General features: G+C 34.4%; 21 protein-coding genes. 12 read left to right on the forward strand and 9 right to left on the reverse strand.

All coding sequences use genetic code 11. The features are described 5' to 3' along the window. Positions 1–32: 32 nt before the first annotated feature. Positions 33–1,511: a MocR-like pyridoxine biosynthesis transcription factor PdxR gene (gene pdxR, locus IE051_RS16225; RefSeq protein ID WP_189362464.1), complete on the reverse strand. Its 1,479-nt coding sequence runs from the start codon at positions 1,509–1,511 to the stop codon at positions 33–35. An 84-nt stretch (positions 1,512–1,595) separates the two neighbouring features. On the opposite strand from pdxR, the gene IE051_RS16230 reads away from it, so the two are divergent. The 5 genes from IE051_RS16230 (at position 1,596) to IE051_RS16250 (ending at position 5,517) form a co-directional block, all read left to right on the forward strand. Next, positions 1,596–2,261, forward strand: coding sequence for a pyridoxamine 5'-phosphate oxidase family protein (locus IE051_RS16230; protein WP_189362465.1), 666 nt, complete (start codon positions 1,596–1,598; stop codon positions 2,259–2,261). A gap of 68 nt (positions 2,262–2,329) precedes the next feature. Then, positions 2,330–2,986 (forward strand): DUF2490 domain-containing protein, encoded by a 657-nt coding sequence (locus IE051_RS16235; protein WP_189362466.1) that lies wholly within the window; start codon positions 2,330–2,332, stop codon positions 2,984–2,986. A gap of 89 nt (positions 2,987–3,075) precedes the next feature. Continuing rightward, a complete protein-coding gene (gene ppk2 / locus IE051_RS16240; RefSeq protein WP_189362467.1) occupies positions 3,076–3,855 on the forward strand; it encodes a polyphosphate kinase 2 in 780 nt (259 codons plus the stop codon). Between the two features lie 38 nt (positions 3,856–3,893). After that, on the forward strand, positions 3,894–4,862 hold the full coding sequence (locus IE051_RS16245; protein ID WP_189362468.1) for a bile acid:sodium symporter family protein: 969 nt from the start codon (positions 3,894–3,896) through the stop codon (positions 4,860–4,862). A 142-nt stretch (positions 4,863–5,004) separates the two neighbouring features. After that, a complete protein-coding gene (locus tag IE051_RS16250) occupies positions 5,005–5,517 on the forward strand; it encodes a DUF3124 domain-containing protein (RefSeq protein WP_189362469.1) in 513 nt (170 codons plus the stop codon). 162 nt (positions 5,518–5,679) lie between these two features. Here IE051_RS16250 and IE051_RS16255 read toward each other — a convergent pair whose 3' ends face one another. From IE051_RS16255 to IE051_RS16270, 4 genes are all read right to left on the reverse strand, one after another. Next, positions 5,680–6,570, reverse strand: a complete 891-nt coding sequence (locus tag IE051_RS16255) for a YitT family protein (RefSeq protein WP_189362470.1) — start codon at positions 6,568–6,570, stop codon at positions 5,680–5,682. Positions 6,571–6,893: 323 nt separating this feature from the next. Beyond that, positions 6,894–7,592, reverse strand: a complete 699-nt coding sequence (lipB, locus tag IE051_RS16260; protein ID WP_189362471.1) for a lipoyl(octanoyl) transferase LipB — start codon at positions 7,590–7,592, stop codon at positions 6,894–6,896. Positions 7,593–7,594: 2 nt separating this feature from the next. Further along, the gene (locus IE051_RS16265; protein WP_189362472.1) at positions 7,595–8,353 is read right to left on the reverse strand and encodes a hypothetical protein; all 759 of its coding nucleotides are present in this window, start codon (positions 8,351–8,353) and stop codon (positions 7,595–7,597) included. A gap of 57 nt (positions 8,354–8,410) precedes the next feature. Further along, complete coding sequence (locus tag IE051_RS16270) at positions 8,411–8,569, reverse strand: YqaE/Pmp3 family membrane protein (protein ID WP_189362473.1); 159 nt, start codon at positions 8,567–8,569, stop codon at positions 8,411–8,413. Between the two features lie 230 nt (positions 8,570–8,799). Here IE051_RS16270 and lysS point away from each other — a divergent pair, with 230 nt between their 5' ends. The 4 genes from lysS to IE051_RS16290 all read left to right on the forward strand — a co-directional run bounded on the left by lysS (position 8,800) and on the right by IE051_RS16290 (position 15,435). After that, positions 8,800–10,488: a lysine--tRNA ligase gene (gene lysS / locus IE051_RS16275; RefSeq protein ID WP_189362474.1), complete on the forward strand. Its 1,689-nt coding sequence runs from the start codon at positions 8,800–8,802 to the stop codon at positions 10,486–10,488. Positions 10,489–10,937: 449 nt separating this feature from the next. Next, complete coding sequence (locus tag IE051_RS16280) at positions 10,938–13,406, forward strand: TonB-dependent receptor (protein ID WP_189362475.1); 2,469 nt, start codon at positions 10,938–10,940, stop codon at positions 13,404–13,406. Between the two features lie 273 nt (positions 13,407–13,679). Further along, complete coding sequence (locus tag IE051_RS16285; protein ID WP_189362476.1) at positions 13,680–14,858, forward strand: hypothetical protein; 1,179 nt, start codon at positions 13,680–13,682, stop codon at positions 14,856–14,858. 112 nt (positions 14,859–14,970) lie between these two features. Further along, positions 14,971–15,435, forward strand: coding sequence for a DUF4890 domain-containing protein (locus IE051_RS16290; RefSeq protein ID WP_189362477.1), 465 nt, complete (start codon positions 14,971–14,973; stop codon positions 15,433–15,435). 68 nt (positions 15,436–15,503) lie between these two features. On the opposite strand, the gene hemL is transcribed toward IE051_RS16290, so the two are convergent. From hemL to IE051_RS16305, 3 genes are read right to left on the reverse strand one after another with little or no spacing between them, the layout of a single operon-like run. Further along, positions 15,504–16,790 carry a glutamate-1-semialdehyde 2,1-aminomutase gene (hemL, locus tag IE051_RS16295; RefSeq protein ID WP_189362478.1) on the reverse strand — a complete coding sequence of 429 codons (1,287 nt, stop codon included), beginning with the start codon at positions 16,788–16,790 and terminating at the stop codon, positions 15,504–15,506. Between the two features lie 8 nt (positions 16,791–16,798). Next, positions 16,799–17,602, reverse strand: a complete 804-nt coding sequence (locus tag IE051_RS16300; protein ID WP_189362479.1) for a glucosaminidase domain-containing protein — start codon at positions 17,600–17,602, stop codon at positions 16,799–16,801. A 4-nt stretch (positions 17,603–17,606) separates the two neighbouring features. After that, positions 17,607–18,518: a 1-aminocyclopropane-1-carboxylate deaminase/D-cysteine desulfhydrase gene (locus IE051_RS16305; protein WP_189362480.1), complete on the reverse strand. Its 912-nt coding sequence runs from the start codon at positions 18,516–18,518 to the stop codon at positions 17,607–17,609. Between the two features lie 237 nt (positions 18,519–18,755). On the opposite strand from IE051_RS16305, the gene IE051_RS16310 reads away from it, so the two are divergent. Continuing rightward, on the forward strand, positions 18,756–18,920 hold the full coding sequence (locus tag IE051_RS16310; RefSeq protein ID WP_189362569.1) for a C1orf53 family protein: 165 nt from the start codon (positions 18,756–18,758) through the stop codon (positions 18,918–18,920). A gap of 114 nt (positions 18,921–19,034) precedes the next feature. After that, a complete protein-coding gene (locus tag IE051_RS16315; RefSeq protein ID WP_189362481.1) occupies positions 19,035–19,607 on the forward strand; it encodes a DUF4136 domain-containing protein in 573 nt (190 codons plus the stop codon). Positions 19,608–19,657: 50 nt separating this feature from the next. Here IE051_RS16315 and IE051_RS16320 read toward each other — a convergent pair whose 3' ends face one another. Further along, positions 19,658–20,761 carry a bestrophin family protein gene (locus tag IE051_RS16320; protein WP_189362482.1) on the reverse strand — a complete coding sequence of 368 codons (1,104 nt, stop codon included), beginning with the start codon at positions 20,759–20,761 and terminating at the stop codon, positions 19,658–19,660. A 161-nt stretch (positions 20,762–20,922) separates the two neighbouring features. On the opposite strand from IE051_RS16320, the gene IE051_RS16325 reads away from it, so the two are divergent. Continuing rightward, positions 20,923–22,683, forward strand: coding sequence for an aromatic amino acid hydroxylase (locus tag IE051_RS16325; protein ID WP_189362483.1), 1,761 nt, complete (start codon positions 20,923–20,925; stop codon positions 22,681–22,683). Positions 22,684–22,735: the final 52 nt, after the last annotated feature.

Genomic DNA, 22,735 nt, shown 5'->3' on the forward strand with positions numbered 1-22,735 from the left:
TCTTGATTCTAAAAAAAACGAAGTAATTCCGTTTAGCTCAAAGTCATAAAAGCCCGTTTAAGACGCTTTACAAATTCATAAATTTCTTGCTCGTTATACGCAGCAAAACCCATTCGAATACTATTGTGTTTTACATTAGCCGTATCATAGCGTTGCCATTCGGTAATTACTAACTTTTGTGCCAAAGCCTTTTCTGAGACTTTATCCCATGAATATTTCTTATTGAGTGTAATCCAAGTAGCCATACCCCCCTTAGGTATATCAAAAGAAACATAATCATTTAACTCCGTTTTCAACAAACTACAAAACAAATCTCGTCTTGCCTTATAAACTCTAAGCACTTTTTTGATATGCCTATCTAGATAGCCCTCTTTAATAAACTTGGCAAACGTTAGTTCTAACAAAGCATCGCCCTGTCTATCAACAAAGCGTCTAAGCTTGGCACACTCATCAACAAAATCTTTGGATGCAATTAAATATCCAATTCTATATACAGGCGCAACAGTTTTACAGACTGAGCCTACATAAATAACATGTCCATTTTCATCATGACTTGCTAAAGGTAAAATAGGGGCATGATTGTAATGAAAGTCATAATCATAATCGTCTTCAATAATAGCAAATTTATGAATCTTTGCTAAATTTAAAAGTTGTATTCTGCGCTCTGCAGACAGTGTTACCGCGGTAGGATGATGGTGGTGTGATGTGGTATAAACAGCTTTGATTTTATACCTTTTACAAAGCAATTCAATGTTGTTCATATCCAACCCGTGATCATCCACTTTAACGCGTAAAAGTTGCGCTCCTGCATATTCAAACGTCGTGTCAGAAGAGCTATAATTAGTTTCACCTATTATAACATAATCCTGCTTATTAAATAGAAGTTGAGAAGCCAAAAACATACCCATTTGACTACCTCTAGTGATCATAATATTATCAATACTTATATTTAACCCACGAGTTTCATTAAGATAGGTCACTAATACTTCTCTTAGCGTGACATTGCCATAAGTAGTCCCATAAGACAAATGCTTAATCGCACTTTTCTTAGCCACACAATTCCTGTAAATCATTGCAACATCTTTAGTTGGAGCCAACCGGCTATCGGCTATACCGTCATTAACATACAAATAATCATCGTGAAAGCTTTGAGGGAAATTTCTAGTTAGTCTTTGATTTTTTTCGAATTCGAAACCAGAAATACGATCATCACAGGAATTTATAGTCTCTCCTAAACCTTTCAGTTTCAACACGGGTAAATCAGCATTTACAAAAGTTCCTTTTTGAGGAAGGCTTACTATCCAACCTTGCATGGTTAATTCTTCATAACAAGCTACGATTGTTTTCCTGTGTAACCCAAGCATTTCTGATAAGGTTCTACTCCCAGGTAATTTAGCTTTTGGGGTTAACTTGCCATGTTTAATCAAATCAATGAATTGATTGGTTAATTGTATATAAATAGGTTGTTTACTGAGTCGGTTAACAACTAAAGCCGTTTTATATGGAATCATAACTGGACTATTTAAAAAATGTATTCTGGACGAATGTAACCATCCACTAAAATAGTAATTTTGAATTACTAAAGGATTAAAATTATGAAAACGTATACCAAAACAGCCCTGAATGAAGTCAAAAGAGGCGCTAACAGAGCGCTTTATGATGTCGATGAAATTAACAGCATATTAGATGCTGGATTTATAGGGTTTGTGGGATATAATTATGAAGATAAAGCTATTAGTATACCGATGTCTTATGGCCGAATTAACAATAAAATATATTTACATGGATCCAGAAAAAATAGGATGCTCATTAACTTACTAGAACGTAAAGAAGCTAGTATGACCGTCATGCACCTAGATGGTTTAGTTCTGGCTCGTTCAGGATTGCACCACTCAGTAAATTATAGATCGGCGACACTTTTTGGAACACTTCTGGAAGTAGACAATCATAAAGAAAAGGAACGCATTTTAAAATGTGTTGTAGATCAAATGATATCTGGCAGATGGGAAGATCTGCGTCCTATTACCGATAAAGAATTAGATAGAACTCTAGTGGTTGAAATGACCATTCAAAGAGCTTCGGCCAAAATTAGAGATGAAGGTGCTATTGATGAAAAGCGAGACAGGCATTTACCCATCTGGGCAGGCGTTATACCCATAAAGCAAGTTGCGGAATATCCAGTTAGCGATAGTTTACTTACGGCGGACATAACCATACCCCAGCATGTTGTAGACTATCATGAAAAACATAAAGGCTCTTAAAACCTTAAATGGCTTAAAAATTAAATTCGCTATTTTTGATTGCACCATAAATTAAAACCACAAGTTTAATGAAGCGTATTCAAATACTAGTTCTTGTTTTACTGCCAATTTTTTGTTTTTCCCAGAATAGTGATTTAGGCAATTGGCTACTATATTTCGGTAATAAACAAATAAATAGCAAGCTCAATTGGCATAATGAAGTGCAATACCGTAGTTATAACGCTATTTCTGATTTAGAACAACTGCTCATTAGAACTGGAATTGGATATAACTTAACTGAAAACAATAACAATATACTTTTGGGTTATGGTTATATACTAAGTGAAAATTACACTGGGAACACAGATGAAAAACAAAGCGTAAACGAACACAGAATATACCAGCAATTCATTACCAAACAAAACATTGGTATTGTTAGTCTTCAGCATCGATATCGATTTGAACAACGTTTTATAGAAAGTGATTTTAAATTGAGGTTGCGTTATTTCCTGGGCTTAAACATCCCTTTAAACAAGAAACAATTGACTGACAAAACCTTATATGCATCAATGTACAATGAAATATTTTTAAACACCCAAAAAGAGGTTTTTGATCGCAATAGATTATACGGTGCTTTGGGCTATAAATTAAGCAGTACTATTCGATTTGAGCTAGGTTATATGAATCAATTTCTGAGCAATGGTTGTCGTGATCAAATTAATATGGTAACGTTTTTAAATTTCTAGCATTCCATTTTTAACACTTTTGAATTATACGTCATTCTAAAGCTTAAATTCAATCATTTTTTTTAAATTGTAGCTTACAAAAAGGAAAAATGACGAAAAACAATAAATTCAATTATGATGAAGAGCTCGCTAAACTTCACACAGAATTAGTTCATCTTCAAGAGTGGATTAAAAGTCAAGGTTTAAAAGTAGTTATTATTTTTGAGGGTAGAGATGCCTCTGGTAAAGGCGGTACTATTAAACGATTTACAGAGCCCTTAAACCCTCGTGTTTGCAAGGTTGTTGCCTTAGGTGTGCCAACCGAAAAAGAAAAAACACAATGGTATTTTCAACGCTATGCTTATCATTTGCCTGCAGCAGGAGAAATTGTTTTATTCGATAGAAGTTGGTACAACCGAGCTGGAGTAGAAAAAGTTATGGGATTCTGCACAGATGAAGAATATAAGGAGTTCCTAAGATCTTGCCCTGAATTTGAACGCATGTTGGTACGATCTGGTATTATTGTTTTAAAATATTGGTTTTCTGTGAGCGATGAAGAGCAAGAACGTCGTTTTAAAAACAGAATTTCTAACCCATTAAAGCGTTGGAAATTTAGCCCTATGGATTTAGAGTCACGATCAAGATGGCTGGAGTACTCCAAGGCCAAAGACAATATGTTTGCCCATACAGATACAAAACAAGTTCCATGGTATGTAGTTAACTCTGACAACAAGAAAAAAGCGAGATTAAACTGCATTAGTCATGTTTTAAGTCAGATACCATATGAAAAGATCAATATTAAACCCATTGAACTTCCGGAGCTTCCCGACTATAAGGCCTATGTTCGTCCACCAATGAATTATCAAACTTTTGTGCCCGAAAAGTATTAAGCTATTACTAAACTTGCTTTCTTGACAATCCCTGACTAATGAAAATTGATCGTTTTGTAATTGCCATCATTATTGTGATGGCTCTAGCTTATTTTTTTCCTTTTTGGGGAAGCAAAGAAAGTCCTCTACCTTTAAGTTCTATTGGCCGTATAGGAATCTCACTAATTTTTTTCTTTTACGGACTAAAATTAAGCTTGGGCCAAATTAAAGATGGATTAAAAAACTGGAAATTACATGTTTTAGTTCAAGCTTCTACATTCATTCTTTTTCCACTACTCGTAATAATATTTAAACCTTTAATTGCTATAGAGGAAGGTCAAAGCTTATGGCTACCCTTCTTGTTTCTGGCAGCCCTGCCTTCTACGGTATCATCATCAGTTGTAATGGTCTCTATGGCCAAAGGCAACATACCAGCCGCCATTTTTAACGCCAGTATATCCGGACTTATAGGTGTAGTCATTACCCCTTTATGGATGGGTTTATTTTTACCTCAATCAACAGGAGATTTTGATTTTAGCACGATTTATTTAAAACTCATTACAGAAATATTAGTACCTGTTGTCCTTGGATTAATGCTTCAACGCTTTTGGGGAAAATATGCCAGAAAATATCAAAAACAACTCACCACTTTTGACAAGGCTGTTATTCTTTTAATTATTTATAAAAGCTTTGCACAATCTTTTATAAACCAGATTTTTAGCGCTGTAAGTATTTTTGATTTATTACTCATTTTAGGAGCACTAATGGTCTTATTTTATATCGTGTATTACCTCATAGGATATATTTCAAAAGCCTTAGGTTTTACTATTGAAGACCGCATCACCGCTCAGTTTTGTGGCACAAAGAAATCTTTGGTTCACGGTACTGTATTTTCAGCAATTTTATTCCCACCTTCCTTTCCCATGGGGTTGATTTTATTACCGCTCATGATATTTCATGCCATGCAAATATTTATTATTAGCATTATGGCTTTAAAACTTTCACAGCGAAAACAACTTAAGATATAACCTTTATTACCCATAAGTTATCCGTGCTTTTAAATTTATTCCTAGCTTACCTATTCAAGAAGTCTTTTCAAAGCATCCGCATTCAAGTATTTTCAATTATCTTAGTCTTATAATTTAATGACCATAATAAAAACTGCTAAAAATGAAAATTAATCTTTTACTAAGCATCCTAGTCGTTATTTCATATATCAGTTGTGATAAGAAAACTGAAATTTCTTCTATAAGTCCTGAAAATTGGTCAAAAAGAATGGCTACATTAAATGACAAGGATAGTTTAGAATATGGAAAATCTTACCTTTCTATATATTCTCAAATTTATAGCATTTCGCAACTAAAAAAACATAACTTAACGGCTATGATTGGCTTAAGAAACACAAGCGATACGGATACTATTTATGTTTTAAGGGCCGAATATTTTGATACACATGGCCATTCTGTTAGAAATTATTTTGAGCACCCCATTTACTTAGCACCCATGGAAACTGCCGAAATAGTTATAGAAGAAAATGATATTTCTGGAGGAACAGGTTCTAATTTTTTGTTTGAATGGAAAATTCCAGATAACTGCCCTGAACCCTTATTTGAAGGCATCATGAGCTCAACTATGGGGCAACAAGGTCTTTCGTTTACAACTCAAGGCATTCGCATAAAGTAGATAATCTATTATTAGAGTTTTTTTCTGCATAAAGAATGGATTTAATAACAAGAGAACTCCAAATATGAGCACTGCACATTGTCTGTTGCAGTCATTTTAAAATACGAGGCTTTTCCTTCCCTTACGACATACTACCATTATTATGAAAATCATTAGGTATTCTTAGTGTCCTGTCTGTCTACTTATTACGCCGCCGCTGACTTCTTTAATGTTTTGTACATACATGAACGCTTTCGGATCGGCCGCTGCTATAGTTTGTTTCACCTTATGCACTTCCAATCGTGTAACAACAGTAACCACAATATCGCAATCATGGGTCACATTAAAGCTCCCAGGTAAATTACCGCGTTTACCTTTATATACTGAGATAGGCTTATTATAGGTATTAACAATAATATCTTTTATTAAAGCATCATTGGGTGAAATAACCGTTAAAGATATCAACTTTTCAAAACCGTCTACCACATAATCTGATACTTTTAGAGCTGTAAAGAAAGTCAAGATAGAATACATAGCCTTTTCCAAGCCTAAGAAAACGGCTATAATTAAAAATATAGAGGTGTTAATTGCCATAATGATTTCAGCAATTGACAAACCAAATTTCTTATTTGTGTAAGAAGCCAAAACCTCTAAGCCGTCAATAACGCCTCCACCTCTTATAACAAACCCTATACCCAAGCCTACAAAAACACCACCAAAGACTGCTACCAAAAAAGAATCCTTACTTATAATTGGTACTGGTAATATGATTAGGGCAACTCCCAAAAGTATGGCAGCCAATAAGGAGTGGATAGCAAAATTTTTATCAATCTTTTTATAGCTTATTATTATAAAGGGTAAATTAAGTAATAACAACGGTATCCATACATCTATATGGTAAAACTCATGTATTAAAATAGAAATCCCAAGAAGTCCACCATCAAAAAAATGATTTGGAATCATAAATCCTTTAATGGCAACAGTAGCACATAATACGCCAAGAACGGTGAACATTAATGGTTTGAAGGCGAATATATTTTTAAGACTTATAGATTTTGAAGCGTGTTGACTCATAATTCTAAATAATTATATTAAACATATAAGTAAATAGGAGAAGTCAAGGATTTTTTTGGAGCTACACTAAAATAAACAAAATAAATAAGCTAATGCTAGTTAAAAATACTAACCTTCAAATTATATTTAAACAAAGACAATACCAAGGTAACCAACCCAAACATTAGATTTCAAAGAAAATAAAGAAATATTACATACAACTGAGCAGCCAAGAACGCTAGACCTCCTTTAAATATATAAAACTATAGGCGTCCAGCAGAAGTAAAAAAAGTCGCAAGAATTTTTTAATAACAGGAAAGATTCAACTAGCGACCAAAATAATATTATAAAAACTCCGCTTCAAAAAGATTCGCAAAATGCTTTAATAATTTAGTTTTAACCTCGGCTTCGTCAATGGTTTGCTTGCCGAGTTCTACATTTAAAGAAGTTACGGCTTTACCCCTTATGCCACAGGGTATCATTAAATCAAAATATCCCAAATCAGCATTGACATTTAATGCAAAACCATGCATAGTCACCCATCGACTTGCACGTACCCCCATAGCACAAATTTTTCGTGCAAATGGCGTACCTACATCCAGCCATACTCCAGTTTCGCCAGGACTACGTTCCGCCTGCAACCCGTATTCAGCAAGTGTTAGGATTATCATTTCCTCTAAAAAACGAAGGTACTTATGAATATCTGTAAAAAAATTATCCAAATCCAAAATGGGGTAACCCACAATTTGCCCAGGACCATGGTAAGTGATATCACCGCCTCTGTTTACTTTATAAAAACTCGCATTTTTTTCTTTTAACTGAACTTCGTCAACCAACAAATTTGACATATCACCACTTTTACCCAAAGTGTAAACATGAGGGTGTTCAACAAACAAAAAATAGTTATTAGTTGGCTTAGCCGTATCTTCGCGTCTGTTCTTTATTTTAGCGTCTACAATGCCTTTAAACAATACTTCTTGGTAATCCCAAGTATCTTTATAGTCCTTGCTTCCTAAATCTTCTAATTTTATGGTTTTATTCAAAGCTAATCTTCTAAGATAATTTCTAAATTCATAATTTCAGGATCTGCTATATATTCCATTAATCCAAATTCTAAAATTACCGTTTTACCATCAGCGCTAAACAAAGCTTTATCATTTGAAACCGATTTTACTTTTCTCGGAAAATGATAATTTAACTTATATTTTGAATTTGCAAACATCATGGCCCCTTGCCCAAGACTGTCAATAATTTGCTTCTGAATTTCTTTATCCAATACCTTAACTGTACGTTTAAACACACCCTTTTCGAATGAATAGTAAAGTTCTGAGTTGCCTCCATCAATCATTGAAGAAAATGGATTTGGCTGATCGTTAGCCTGTCCAACATCTTTTCCTTGTAGGTTACTCACTGTGTTTAAAGCGGTGAACATATCTTGCAATTCTGAGGCACTCTTAAAATCAGAAAACATATCGAAATTCAATTTCTTGTCCTTAGCACTCATCACCATATGTACAGAAAAAGGTTCTAAAGCTTTAAGTTTAGCTTGTTCCTCCTTGGGCAGTTGCGAAATACTATCTCTTTTTTCATCAAAAACCGCTTTAAAGGTAAACGTTGAATCAACGTCTTTTTCTCCGTCACCTTCAAGAAATTGGTCGCCTGTCATTTGCATAAGCTCAGATGCATCAAAACTAAAGGCCATCTTTCCCGATCCGTCTTCATTTAAATATATAGTTTCAGAAAATTGACAACTTGTCAAAAATAAAGCGAGGCAACATATAACAAGAACAGTGAGTTTCTTCATTTGCGAAAATTAAAAATTACTATTGTACCAGCGGTATTATACTGGTACAAAGATAAATTAATTATTAGGATTATTAAGTATAACCAAAGCTGCAATTACACCAGGCACCCAGCCACAAAGCCATAGCAAAAACACAATAATAATAGAGCCACAACCCTTATCTATAACAGCCAAAGGCGGGCAAATAATTGACAATAAAACTCTCCAAAAACTCATGTAATGATTTAATTTAAAACTGAAAACAAACTCAGTATATATTGATTGATTATCTATTTGACGTTGACATGTATAGAATGTTACAGTCACTTTAACTGAAAACTTTGGCTAAGATAATTAGCCTCTAATTGTCTAATTGTTTTGAAAAACAGCATTTCATTAAATTCAGTTTAAAAGTTGCGTGCTAAGTTTTACAAAAAACGTAATTTTGCTTTTCAAAATTTATTAGCATGCAGCTTTCAGAACAAGAAATAGTACGTAGAGAAAAGTTAGTAAGACTACGTGAGTTTGGTATTAACCCTTACCCAGCAGATTTATATCCCGTAAACCATACTTCTAAAGAAGTGAAAGACCACTTTGAAGAAGGTAAACAAGTTACCATTGCAGGGCGGTTAATGATGATTAAAGTTCAGGGCAAAGCTAGTTTTGCACAGTTACAAGATGCTGAGGGAAAAATACAAGTGTATTTTAACAGGGATGAAATTTGCCTAGGAGAAGATAAAACTAAATACAATGACATCTTTAAAAAACTTCTTGATTTTGGAGATTTTATTGGTATTGAGGGCGAACTGTTTACTACAAAGGTAGGCGAGAAAACCGTTAAGGTTAAAGACTTCACATTGCTAAGTAAAGCTTTAAAGCCTTTGCCCCTGCCAAAGGAAAAAGATGGTATTGTATATGATGCGTTTACCGATCCCGAACAACGATACAGACAACGTTATGCCGATTTAGTTGTAAATCCACAAGTGAAAGAAGTTTTTGTTAAGCGCACGAAATTATTTAATGCCATGCGTTCATTTTTTAATGACTCTGGCTATTTTGAAGTAGAAACTCCCGTTTTACAACCTATCCCAGGAGGTGCTGCTGCCCGCCCTTTTATAACACATCACAACGCTTTAGATGTTCCGTTATATATGCGAATTGCTAATGAATTATATTTAAAACGATTGATTGTTGGTGGTTTTGATGGTGTTTATGAGTTTTCTAAGAACTTTAGAAACGAGGGGATGGACAGAACACATAACCCAGAATTTACGGCTATGGAAATTTATGTGGCCTACAAGGATTACAACTGGATGATGGATTTCTGTGAGCGCTTACTGGAACATTGTGCCATTGCGGTAAATGGCAGTACAAAAGCCACATTTGGTGAACACGAAATAGACTTTAAGGCGCCATATGCCAGAGTAACTATGGCTGATTCTATAAAACACTTTACAGGTTTTGATATTACTGGTAAAACCGAAGACGAAATTAGAACAGCGGCAAAAGGTTTAGGTATTGAAGTTGACGATACCATGGGTAAAGGGAAATTAATTGATGAGATTTTTGGTGAAAAATGCGAAGGCAATTACATTCAGCCAACATATATTACAGATTACCCGAAAGAAATGAGCCCCCTTTGTAAAGAGCATCGGGACAATCCTGAATTAACAGAGCGCTTTGAGCTTATGGTATGCGGAAAAGAAATAGCCAATGCCTACTCTGAGCTTAATGACCCGATAGATCAACGTGAGCGCTTTGAACACCAATTAAAATTAGCTGCTAAAGGTGATGATGAAGCTACAGAGTTTATTGATCATGATTTTTTACGTGCATTAGAGTATGGTATGCCTCCTACATCTGGAATGGGTATTGGTATGGATAGGTTAATAATGTTCTTAACTAATAACCAATCCATTCAGGAAGTATTATTCTTTCCACAAATGCGTCCGGAGAAAAAAGCTATTGCTGTTAGTGAAGAGGCCAAAGCCGTTTTTGAATTATTGAAGAAAGCTGAGAAATTAACCTTGAATGATCTAAAAATTCAATCGGGACTATCTAATAAAAAATGGGATAAGACCATAAAGGAATTAACCAAAAATAATCTTGCTAAAGTAGAAAAAACTGAAGATGGATTGTTTGTTGGGATGGTTTAACCCCGCAACATAGTGTTATATTAAAAAAGCCAGTAATGTTTATTACTGGCTTTTTAACTAACTAAACTAACTAACTAAACTTATGAATTCAAAATTTTTTGAAGTAAAAGGTTTGTCTTTTTAACTTCAAAAATGAAATGTTTCAAACTATTTACAATACAAATAGACGGAATTCTTCTAAGCAGTTCAAACAATTTTGATATGTTTAACAGTCTATAAGCATACTTTAATCTTTCCTTAGGAAACCTATGGGTAGTTTGTTAATTTTTTAAGAAAATTAATCGCCTTATACTATTATTCAAACCAGAGACTTCTAAAATCAAGGTGCATTCTATCGATAACCAAAATTGAAATTAAACCTTAAATCTCTAGCATGGTCTAATTGTAATATTTTTAACATTACTTAATCAAATTAGTAATTATATTTAACGAAAACTAATCATTAAACTGTGGTTAAAAAAGTCATACTAAGTTTTTCTATAGTCTTATTTTTATCCTTTACTATAATTAGTAATTTTAAAGAACTCGTCCTTCGCAAGCTACTTAACTATACTGACAATTACCCCGAAAAAATATACGTACATACAGATAAACCCTATTACACCATAGGTGATGATATTTGGTTCACCGCGTATCTATTGAATGGAATAACGCATAGAAACACAGAAAAAAGTAGAATTATTTATGTTGAATTAATTGATTCAAATAATAATATCATTGATAAAAGACAACTTTATACGAGTGAAATTAGTGTCTCAGGTGATTTCAAAATAGAAAAAAATTGGAGATCTGGTAATTACCTTTTAAGAGCTTATACAAACTATATGATCAATCAGGATTCCGATTATTTCTTTCAATCTGAAATCTTTATCTGGAATTTGAAAGAAACAGACGCAACGTGGAATCACACTGATGACAAAAACAACGACACGAGTTCAAATACCTCTTTAACTTCAAAACCAGAAATTAAATTTTATCCTGAAGGCGGAAATTTAATTGCGGGTATGTTTTGCAAAGTAGCCATACAAGTAAAAGATAAAAATAATAGAAACATTGCCATTCAGGGGACTATTAAAGACGTTGACAACAAAGAAATCTGCTTTTTTAAAACAGCAGATTTTGGCTTAGGTCAAATTAACATCAACCCAGTGCAAGGCAAAACTTATTACGCCAGCGTTTTTATTAATAATGAAGAAATAAAGTACCCTTTACCAAAAGCATTGCCTTCTGGGCATGGCCTTAGTATTATAAACCATGGCAATCAAATCATAATTAAAGTAAGTTCCAATAGTCCAATTGGATTAAAAAACACTTTTCTACTGGGACACCAAAGAGGCCAAGTTATTTTCGAAAAATTCGCATCCGAAAACCAATCAGAATATCTCGTAAAACTTAATACGGATATAATTCCTGATGGTGTTTCTAATTTTACACTATTTGACAACAACGGAAAGCCAGTAAGCGAAAGACTTGTTTTCATTGACAACCCAAATAATGAGGTAACGGTTAATACTTCTTTGAACAAAAGCAGCTTAACAACAAGAGAAAAAGTCACCATGACTATAGACCTTAAAGACAATAACGACTTACCGTTAAAAGGAAATTTATCAATGGCTATTGCAGACATTGATGCTATTGAACATAGCAGTACAGCTGAAAATATTAAAACTTACCTGTTACTAAATTCTGATTTAAGAGGCACCATAGAAAACCCAGGGTACTTTTTCGAGAAAAATGACGATGTAAAAAGGCGCTATTTATTGGATTTAATTATGCTTACCCATGGATGGCGAAGGTTTAAATGGACAGATTTGCTTTATGGTAATACTATTAATACCAATTATGCGCCAGAAAAAGGCATCTTTATCTCAGGGCACACTAATGCTTTAAAAGGCGATAAACAAAGAATATCTGCAGCAACACGAATTACATTAATGGATAAGTTCCCTTATCAAAAAGAAGAACAAAGTGACCAAAATGGCAATTTTAAGTTTGGTCCTTATGTTTTTGCCGACTCGCTCCCCATTATCCTAGAAGCTAGAGTAAAAGACTTCAAATCTGACGATGACGAAAAGAATAGGTTTGTTTCTATTTTTCTAAACGAATCAGTTAATAAGAGTCCTGACGTAAAAAAGGATATAGTCCTCAAAAGTTTCTTAGAAGACAGTATTAAAATAAACAACTTTCTAAACCAATCTAAAAAAATTTCCATTCTAGACTCCTTATTTATAGAAAATGCCACACGCCTTGATCAAATAGTAATTAAAGCTAGAAAAAAAACTGAAGAAGAATTACGAAACCAAGAACTAAATTCAAGAACCACTTATGGCAGTCCTAGCAATAGAATAGACATGTCTGACTTAGAAAATCAAAGGTCCCGGTCTATAATTGATTTACTAAACATGCTACCCGGTGTTACTGCTTTCAACAACACAGTCTCTATTAGAAACCAAGGTACTCCCAATATAATAATTGATGGCATGCCTGGAAACTTAGATGATATTTTATTCATGACTGGAGAGGATGTCGATTTTATAGATGTTCTAAAGGGCGCCAATGCAAACATGTTTAGCAATGCGGCAAATGGTGTCATTGTGATACACACGCGAACAGGATCTTTTGACAAAAACATGAATGTAAAACGAAAACCCGGAATTATCAATTTTAATGCTAAAGGGTTTTATACGGCTCGAGAATTTTATACTCCTGATCATGATAAGGCGTTTGAAGACATCACCAGACAAGATATTAGGACCACATTGCATTGGGAGCCTAGAGTCATATTATCTGAAGAATCAAACAAAGCTTCAATATCTTTTTATACTTCTGATAAAAAAAGTAACTATGGCATTAAAATAGAAGGTATAACCAATACAGGTATTCCTTTTTGTCATTTATCTACATTTGAAGTCAAATAAGAAAGTAGCGTATTAGATTTAAAAATTCTCTAGGCCTAAACTCAAAAAAATGATTATATAATTTATTGACTTAAGGACATTATTTTGTCCGGCATTTTTAAAACGCTCTTGAAAGGTAATGGCAATAATACTGACCTATTTAAAACCACATTAAATCAATAAACTTTGTGTGGTCATAAATAATAAATTGGTAACTCTTTAAATTATCAGTTTCTGTACTTTTGCTTAATGCCTAAATCTATTTTAATTGTTCTGAGCTATCTATACTGCACCATGAGTCTGGGGCAAACAAAAGTTAGGGATAGTGTATTTATAAAAAATGGTATTGAAAACCCTAGCCTCTTAACCACGCATAGTTTTGGAATTTTCAGTTCTAGAATAAACACAAACTTCAAGAGAGAAACCCCAAACAAAAACACATTTACTTTTACAATAACTAGCGGAAACAATTTTCAGCCGTTGGTTACAGCTTATATTCCGAAGGATCCTACTATAAGAGCTCAATTTAAACAAACACCTTGGAACAAAAGAAAATTCAATTTTATTGACCAGCAAAGTACGCCAGCTGAAACTATGACTATTGTAATTGATGCTGTCATAAAAGAATTTAGATTTGGCTATAGTTTAGCCATTGCTAAAAAACAAGAATTAACTGTAAACCTGCGTTCTTATCTAATTACAAAAGGTAAATACCCATTTACTATATTCACAAGCGATGAAACTATTGAGTGGTTCCATAGCAACATTAATGGTGGTGAAGATCCATTTGGCAGGCGCTACTATGGTCTCAACCAAGTTAATTTCAAATATACAGATAGAAATGAAAGAACGCTTGAACTGCATCAGAAAGATTTTTTTGTAGGTGGTATTGAATTTAGCCATTATTACTATCCCGAGCTATCTATAAATAAAACCAGTAATCTGTTTTTTAATTTTGGCAGTCACTTAGGTATTAATACTTCTAGTTATAATACTTCCCTTGATTTTGGAATATCGCTAAATGCCTTAAAACAGATTTACCTAAAAAACAATTATGAGCTCAATATGGCTTTGGGAGGAAATGTATTACGCAAAAACCTTATCGATTTTAAAGAAGTTATTGACTTTGGAAATAACCCCTATTTAGGCACCGCAGAAGGGCATATTGAAATCACCAAATACACTAAAAAGGGACATTTTAACGCATTAGGATTTAATTATCAAATCCAATCGAGCTACAACAAAAAGGAAGAAGCGAATTACTACAGATTAACGGGCAATTGGAAGGAAATAAATGGCCATTGGGAAACTGGCATTTCTACATTATATCGCCCATTATCCAATTGGAGTTTCATATATACCTATGGCTCAAATAAAATTCAATTCTCATTATACTTCAAAGAGGACTTTCAAGTCAATAATGCACCTGACTTTCAGGTAGGCAGTCACATAAAATTTCCATTATTCAATTAACACCTCTTAATTATCGCTTCTTTAATTGTTAAGTTTCCGTTAAAATAAAACGGGGCTTTAAACCTTTTCTAAATCGCAAAGTCCTACTATCAAATAATTTAAATACAATACAATGAAAAAAATAATATTGATTGCGATAGCTTTTTTAGGATTACAAGCTATGGCCCAAGAACCCAAAAAAGAAGGGAGAAAACATCACAGTAAAATGATCAAGGACCTCTCTGCTGAGCAAATAGCAACTTTAAAGACAAAAAAAATGGTTCTTTTTCTTGATTTGAATGAGACTCAACAAGGAAAAATACAAGCCATCAATTTAGAAAATGCTACAAAAAGAAAAGCTATGATGGCAGAACATAAGGCGAAAAAGGAAAATGGCACTGCAGAAAAACCGACTAATGAAGAACGTTACGCCATGGCCATATCAAAACTAGATCATAAAATTGCCATGAAAGCCAAGATGAAAGACATTTTAAATAAAGAGCAATATACGAAATGGGAAAGAGCCCAAATGCAAATTGCTAAAAATGAAAACAGAAAAAGGCATGGCTCTAATAAGGGCTCAAAACAAAAAAGTTAGTTTAGTTAGTTGATTATAGTTGTTTGATGAGAAACGCATTTCTGGAATCCAGAAATGCGTTTTTATTTTTATAATCTTTTTGAAACCTTAGCGATGGCATTAATTGTAAAATCTAAATCTTCATAAGTCAAAGCATCCGTGATAAACCAAGTTTCAAAAGCACTGGGTGCTATGTAAACGCCCTCCTCTAACAGGCCGTGAAAAAACGTTTTAAAAGTGTCGTTATTTCCTTTTGCCGCAGTATCAAAATCTATGACTTCTCCTTCATCAAAATGAACAGAAATCATAGAGCCAACCCTATTAATGGTATGCACAATCCCATTTTCATTTAGAACCCTTGCTATACCCTCATTTAAATAAGCCGTTTTTTCCGCTAGTCTATTGAACACCTCTGCATCACTATTTAATTCGGCTAGCATCGCCAAACCAGCAGCCATTGCCAAAGGGTTTCCGCTTAAAGTTCCGGCTTGATAAACAGGACCTAAAGGAGCTAAATGATTCATTATTTCGTTTCTAGCTGCAAATGCTCCAACAGGCAAACCACCTCCTATTACTTTTCCAAAACACACAATATCCGCAGTAATACCATAGAGTTCTTGAGCGCCACCTTTAGATAATCTAAATCCAGTCATAACCTCATCGAAAATCAATAAGATATCATTGGCGTCGCACAGCGTTCTCAAACCTTCCAAAAAACCTTTTTTTGGCGGAATACAGCCCATATTACCCGCCACTGGTTCTATAATAATACAGGCAATCTCATGCTTATTTGCTTCAATAAGTTCGGCTACATTTTCTAAATCGTTGTATCTCGCTAAAAGTGTATCTTTTGCTGTGCCTTTAGTAACACCTGGGCTGTTAGGCGTTCCAAAAGTACTCGCACCACTACCGGCTTGAATTAAAAACGAATCCGAATGACCATGATAGCAACCTGCAAACTTTATAATTTTGTCTTTTCCTGAAAACCCTCTTGCTAAACGCACTGCGCTCATACAGGCTTCTGTACCAGAATTAACAAAACGAATCTTTTCAATGTTAGGCACCATAGAAACAGCCAAATCAGCAATTTGCGTTTCAATTTCGGTTGGCATTCCAAAGGATGTTCCTTTTTTCGCTTTTTCAATCACGGCATCAACCACTGGCTTATGAGCATGCCCCAAGATCATTGGGCCCCAAGAATTTATATAATCTATTAAGCGATTACCATCTTCATCGTACAAATACGCGCCCTTAGCCTCTTTAACAAAAATTGGTGTGCCGCCCACACCTTTAAATGCTCTGACCGGTGAATTCACGCCACCCGGAATAACCTTTTCTGCCTCAGCAAATAAAGCGCTACTTCTTTTATAAATCATTAAATATATTAGTTTTTAGATGTTGGCCGCACGACTAATACTTGTCCAATTCCTATGGCAGTGCCGCTTAAACCATTCATGTTTTGAAGTTCTTTAACAGTAATATTATATTTTCTTGAAATAGAATACAAAGTATCTCCTTTCACAACTTTATACACATTGCTATCTGAAGCTGTAGGCGATTGATGCTTCACATATTCATCTCCTAAAACTGCTTTATCATACTCATATAGCTCGTATTTCTCAATCAAATTAATAAGTTTCTGTGGGTATTTTCTATCTGTAGCATAACCAGCAGACTTCAACCCTTTAGCCCAACTTTTATAATCTTCTTGCCTTAAATCAAACAGTTTGGCATAGCGTGAACGCTCAGAAAGAAATAGCGAATGATCCCTATAGGAATATTTAGCATCAATATATTTACGGAAGCATTCTTGCTCCTCATCATCATCATGATAAATTTTTGCACCAGTCCAATCATGACATTTTATACCAAAATGATTATTTGCTTTTTCAGCCAATCTACCCTGACCTGATCCCGATTCCAAAATTCCTTGAGCCAAACTAATACTGGCAGGTATTCCAAACAACTTCATTTCCTGTTGCGCCACATCTTTATGCAAAGCAATATAGCGTTCTGTAGCACTGGCGTAATCTTCAGGTGTTTCCTTTACAGGTGGTTTGGGTTTAGCTACAGGCTTAGGTGATTCTTGTGTTTTCACAGTATTAGGAGCTTTACTGACAGCCGCCTTTTTTGATTTACAGCTGTAAACCAAGAGACCAATACACAATACTACAATTAATCTTTTCATTGCTTTAAGTAATAATTATTGGTGAATGCTTCTTTAATAACCTTGAATTCATACCCTCGATACCTTGAAGGCCACCGGTATGAATCGCCAAAATTTTTGAACCTTTTGAAAAATAATCTTTCTTTAATAAATCAAAGATACCAAACATCATTTTTCCCGTATAAATAGGATCTAAAGGAATGTTATAATGCACCTTAAACTCATTAATAAACGCCACGAGTTCATCATTTATTTTAGCATATCCACCAAAATGATAGTCAGTTATCAATGTCCAATTATTTTGCATTACAAATTTACTAATATCTTTTTGCATAAAGTCTCCTTTTAAGGCTGGAAAACCCAAAACTTGTTGACTAAGTTTTGAACAATTAATTAATCCTGAAATAGTTCCACCTGTTCCTACCGGACAACATATATAATCATAATCACTCGAAACATTCATTAAAACCTCTTCACAACCCTTAACAGCCAATTCGTTGGTTCCACCTTCTGGAATGAGAAAAAAATCCCCAAAATCATGCTTTAACTCATTTATAAATGATGCTGATGTTTTATTTCTGTATGCATCTCTAGTCACAAAATTGAACCGCATCCCATTTTTCTTGGCAAATTTTAAGGTAGCATTCCCATTGATTTTGTCTTTCAGTTCTTCACCCCGTATAACACCAATAGTTTCAAAACCCAGTTCAAAACCAGCAGCAGCAACGGCAGCAATATGATTGGAAAAAGCCCCGCCAAAAGTAAGTAACACCGTAATTCCTTTAGCCTTTGCTTCAAGCAAATTATATTTCAATTTCCTGTATTTATTTCCAGAAACAAAAGGATGAATTCTATCCTCACGCTTCATAGAAAGTTCTATAGAATTTAATTGGTGATTTATGGGCTGAATAATGCTGTTCTCAGGCTTAAATATCATAATAACGAAGATACTTTAAAAAAAAAGACATCAATATCTCTTCCTGTGAATATTTACTAAACTGTACACTTGAATAAGTTTTTTTCCTAAAATTAGACTTAAGCAATAAAGCCTCTCACTTCGTAATGACTTTTATTAACTCATACAATCTATGCTTTTGATTAGGGTGTTTTTCATAGAAAAATCAAAACTAATTGGTTTCAAAAATAAATCTAAATTGCTTTATCTTTGCAATTCATGAAAAAGATTATCCCCGTTGAAGAAGGTGACTACTACCTTACACCAGAAGGTTACCGCTGTTTTACTGAGCAATATCATTTAAAAAGAGGTTACTGCTGCGAGAGTGGGTGCAGACATTGTCCTTATGGTTATAGTAAAAAAACCAACTCGTATAAAAAGTAAAGTTAACAAGGTTTTATTTTTTTGGTATGATTGTTGTTACTTAAAACTCTATAACTCTTGTTTATAAAGGCCTTTATATTGCCTTTAATTATAAAAAACTAAATATCGTTTACTATGAAATATTTAATTAAAGCCTCTGCCCTTTTCTTTGTGTTCATTTTATCATACTCATGCAGTTCCGTTAGGGTGTCTGCAGATTACGATTCTAATGTAAACTTTAGTGAATACAAAACTTTTGCATTCTTTAAAACAGGTATTGACCGTGCCGAAATTAGTGACTTAGATAAACGCAGAATTTTAAGAGCAATCGAAACAGAACTTTTAAATAAAGGATTAACAAAATCTGAAAATCCAGATATTTTAGTAAGCTTATTCACAGCATCTCAACAACGTGTTGATGTTTACAACAACTACTGGGGATACGGTGGTTGGGGCTGGGGAGGCTGGGGTCCTTATGGCGGATATTACGGTCCAGGATGGGGATGGGGTTGGAATAACCAACCTAGTGTTTCTACCAGTACCGAAGGCCAGTTATTTATAGACTTATTAGATGCGGATAAAAAAGAGCTTATTTGGCAAGGTCTAGGCACCGGTTATTTAACACGAAATATGGACAAAAAAGATGCGCTTATCAAAGAATTTGTCACAAAAATAATGGCAAAGTATCCACCTGAACCGAAAAAGTAAATTAAAAGAGTCCATTTTCTAAATCAACCTTTTTAATTTACATAACTAATTTACATCACAATATCGTTTATCCAAACAAATGGTTCGGGAATATCCGTATCATCAATAAGTTGTCTGATATCTATTTCAATACTTCTACTTAAATCTGTAATAGGCACATCATTTGGACCGCCTTCAAAAGGGTTTTCAGTATTTTCACCTATCATTTCCATGGTATGATATACCCATGAAAGCATGGCACTAAAAGGTACAGTGAACCAAACAAAATGCTGTGCCATTGATTCCTGCAATTCATGAATTGGAGAATCTTGAATCGCATGTTGATCTAAAAGTAAAAAGATCTCATTCCCAAAAACGTCAAATTCAGACATAATTCCGTAAGGAAGTAGTAAAATAAAAATCCAAACAAACCAGTAATTAAGCGTTGCAAACTGCCTTGGGTAAGGGAAATTTTTAATGCGTTCGCATTGCCCCTGTAGCGTATAAAATTCAGTGATCATATTTGCCATCTCCATATGCCTAAAATCTTCAATCAATCCTTGTTCCATGAGTTCTCTTAAACGCCTTGACTGAATACCCAAAATCTGAGACGCTTTATTCCCTTTAGAAATAATAGCGTTATAATCAGTTTCAGATAGGTATTTTTTGAGTTTATCTTCCATTGAGATTTCTTCTTCTCGAATCCTATAATGCGCAGCTTTAAAGCCTAAACTGGACCTTCCTTTTTTTAAATGCATCTCCCAAGGCCTATCCTCTCTCAATTGATACCTTAAGGCTGTTAACCAGGCAATATGTCGGTGTACCATCTCCCGCTTTATGCCTTGAAGTTCAGAGGCAGATAAGTCTGTCATGGTATAATCATTTGTTATAAAATCTTTTACCATCACAGTCCAAGAGCGTGATGAATTAACAATACCTCCCCAAATTTTCCGAGCTTCCCATAGTCTATCATAAGAAGCATTATTTTTAAAACCAATTATAAAAGCTACGGCAGTACCAAGAACACCTAAAGGCAACCATGGCGCATGCAACCACTTGAGCTCTAAAACATCAAAAAGAAAAACTGGAATAATTGGTAAAAACAGAAAAAGTAAAATATGTGGAAGCGTCCATTTAACAACTACTCCTACTGGAAAAATACGTTTAGTGTACATATATAACGACCCATTTTGAGTTATAAATATATTGAAATATTTAATCAATATTAAGCTAAGCCACTGTTTAATGTCAATATATTAAACAATCCCTAATGAAATATTGAATTCGATTGGTATTTCGTATTTTTACTAGGCACAACTCAGAACCTTATTTGAACATGAGTCCTATAGAAACAAATGCCGTTTTAAATCGACTACCCAATCATTTAAAGCAATTTATAAAGCCACAAAACTATGACGCGTATTCGTCTATAGACCATGCCGTGTGGCGCTATGTAATGCGTAAAAATGTTAGTTTCTTAAGCCAATATGCGCATAAATCATATTTAAACGGCTTAAAACAAACGGGGATTTCTATTGACAATATCCCAAATATGTATGGCATGAATCGCATCCTAAAAGACATTGGTTGGGCAGCTGTTGCAGTAGATGGCTTTATACCGCCAAACGCCTTTATGGAATTTCAAGCCTACAACGTTTTGGTTATAGCCAGTGATATTAGGCAACTAGAACATATTGAATACACACCAGCACCAGATATTATACATGAGGCCGCGGGACATGCACCAATTATTGCAAATCCAGAATATGCCGAATATTTAAGACGTTTTGGTGAAATTGGGAGTAAGGCCATCTCATCAGCCAAGGACTATGAACTTTATGAAGCTGTGAGATATCTATCCATTATTAAGGAAGCTCCAAATTCTACGGAAAAAGAAATCACTACTGCAGAACAACACGTTGAAACCCTGCAAAAAAATATGGGCAAGCCTAGCGAAATGGCCCTGATACGAAACCTGCATTGGTGGACTGTTGAATATGGACTTATTGGTACCATAGAACAACCTAAAATCTATGGCGCTGGTTTACTCTCTTCCATAGGTGAAAGCGCCTGGTGCATGACAAATGAGGTAAAAAAAATACCATACTCTATTGAAGCAACTTTCAAAGATTTTGACATTACAAAACCACAACCACAACTTTTTGTAACACCTGATTTCTCATACCTAAGTTTAATTTTAGAAGAATTTGCAAATACCATGGCTTTGCGGAAAGGCGGGCTTTCAGGAGTCCAGAAATTAATTGAATCAAATGCTTTGGGTAGCATTGAACTCAGTACAGGCATTCAAATATCAGGAGTATTTAGCAAAGTTTATGAACATAAAGGGCATCCAATTTATATTGAATTGCAGAACGCTACAGCATTAGCTTACCGGGAAAAAGAATTGGCCGGACATGGTATTGAAAATCACCCTAATGGATTTGGATCACCGATTGGAAAACTAAAAGGCATCAATTTAGCTATTGAAGACATGAGCCCAAGAGATTTAGCGGCATATCATATCTATGAAGAAAAAGTAGTTACTTTAGAGTTTGAAGGCGGCATTACTGTTTCAGGAGAAATTATCACCGGAAAAAGAAATTTACAAGGAAAAATTATCTTAATCAGTTTTAAAGATTGTACGGTAACTTACAACGATACTATTTTATTTAAACCGGAATGGGGGAACTATGATATGGCGGTAGGAAAAGCAATTTCTTCGGCCTTTTCTGGACCTGCAGATTTAAATAGTTTTGAATTAATAACACATAAACCCTCCACAGAAACAATTCATATCAAAAAATCACCCGAGCGTATAGAACTTGAAAATTTATATCAACAGGTACGAGATTACAGAACTAAAAAAAACCAAACCATTTCTAGAACGAAAGTACTTGAAGTGCTTATTGATAAGCACCAAGGCGATTGGTTACTCCCGATTGAAATTTACGAATTAGCCATGATGAGTCATGATGAGGATTTATGCGCACAGGTTCTTAAACATTTAGAAACTGTCAAACAAAACAGACCAGAATTAGGAAAATTAATAGATGACGGATTGGAATTCATTGACAAGAAACCGAAAGCAACCCCTTAAAAGGAAACAAGCGGTTAATACCAAAAAACTCTAAAAACGGTGATCGCGTTAT

The sequence above is a fragment of the Algibacter mikhailovii genome (assembly GCF_014651495.1).
GTDB lineage: Bacteria > Bacteroidota > Bacteroidia > Flavobacteriales > Flavobacteriaceae > Algibacter_E > Algibacter_E mikhailovii.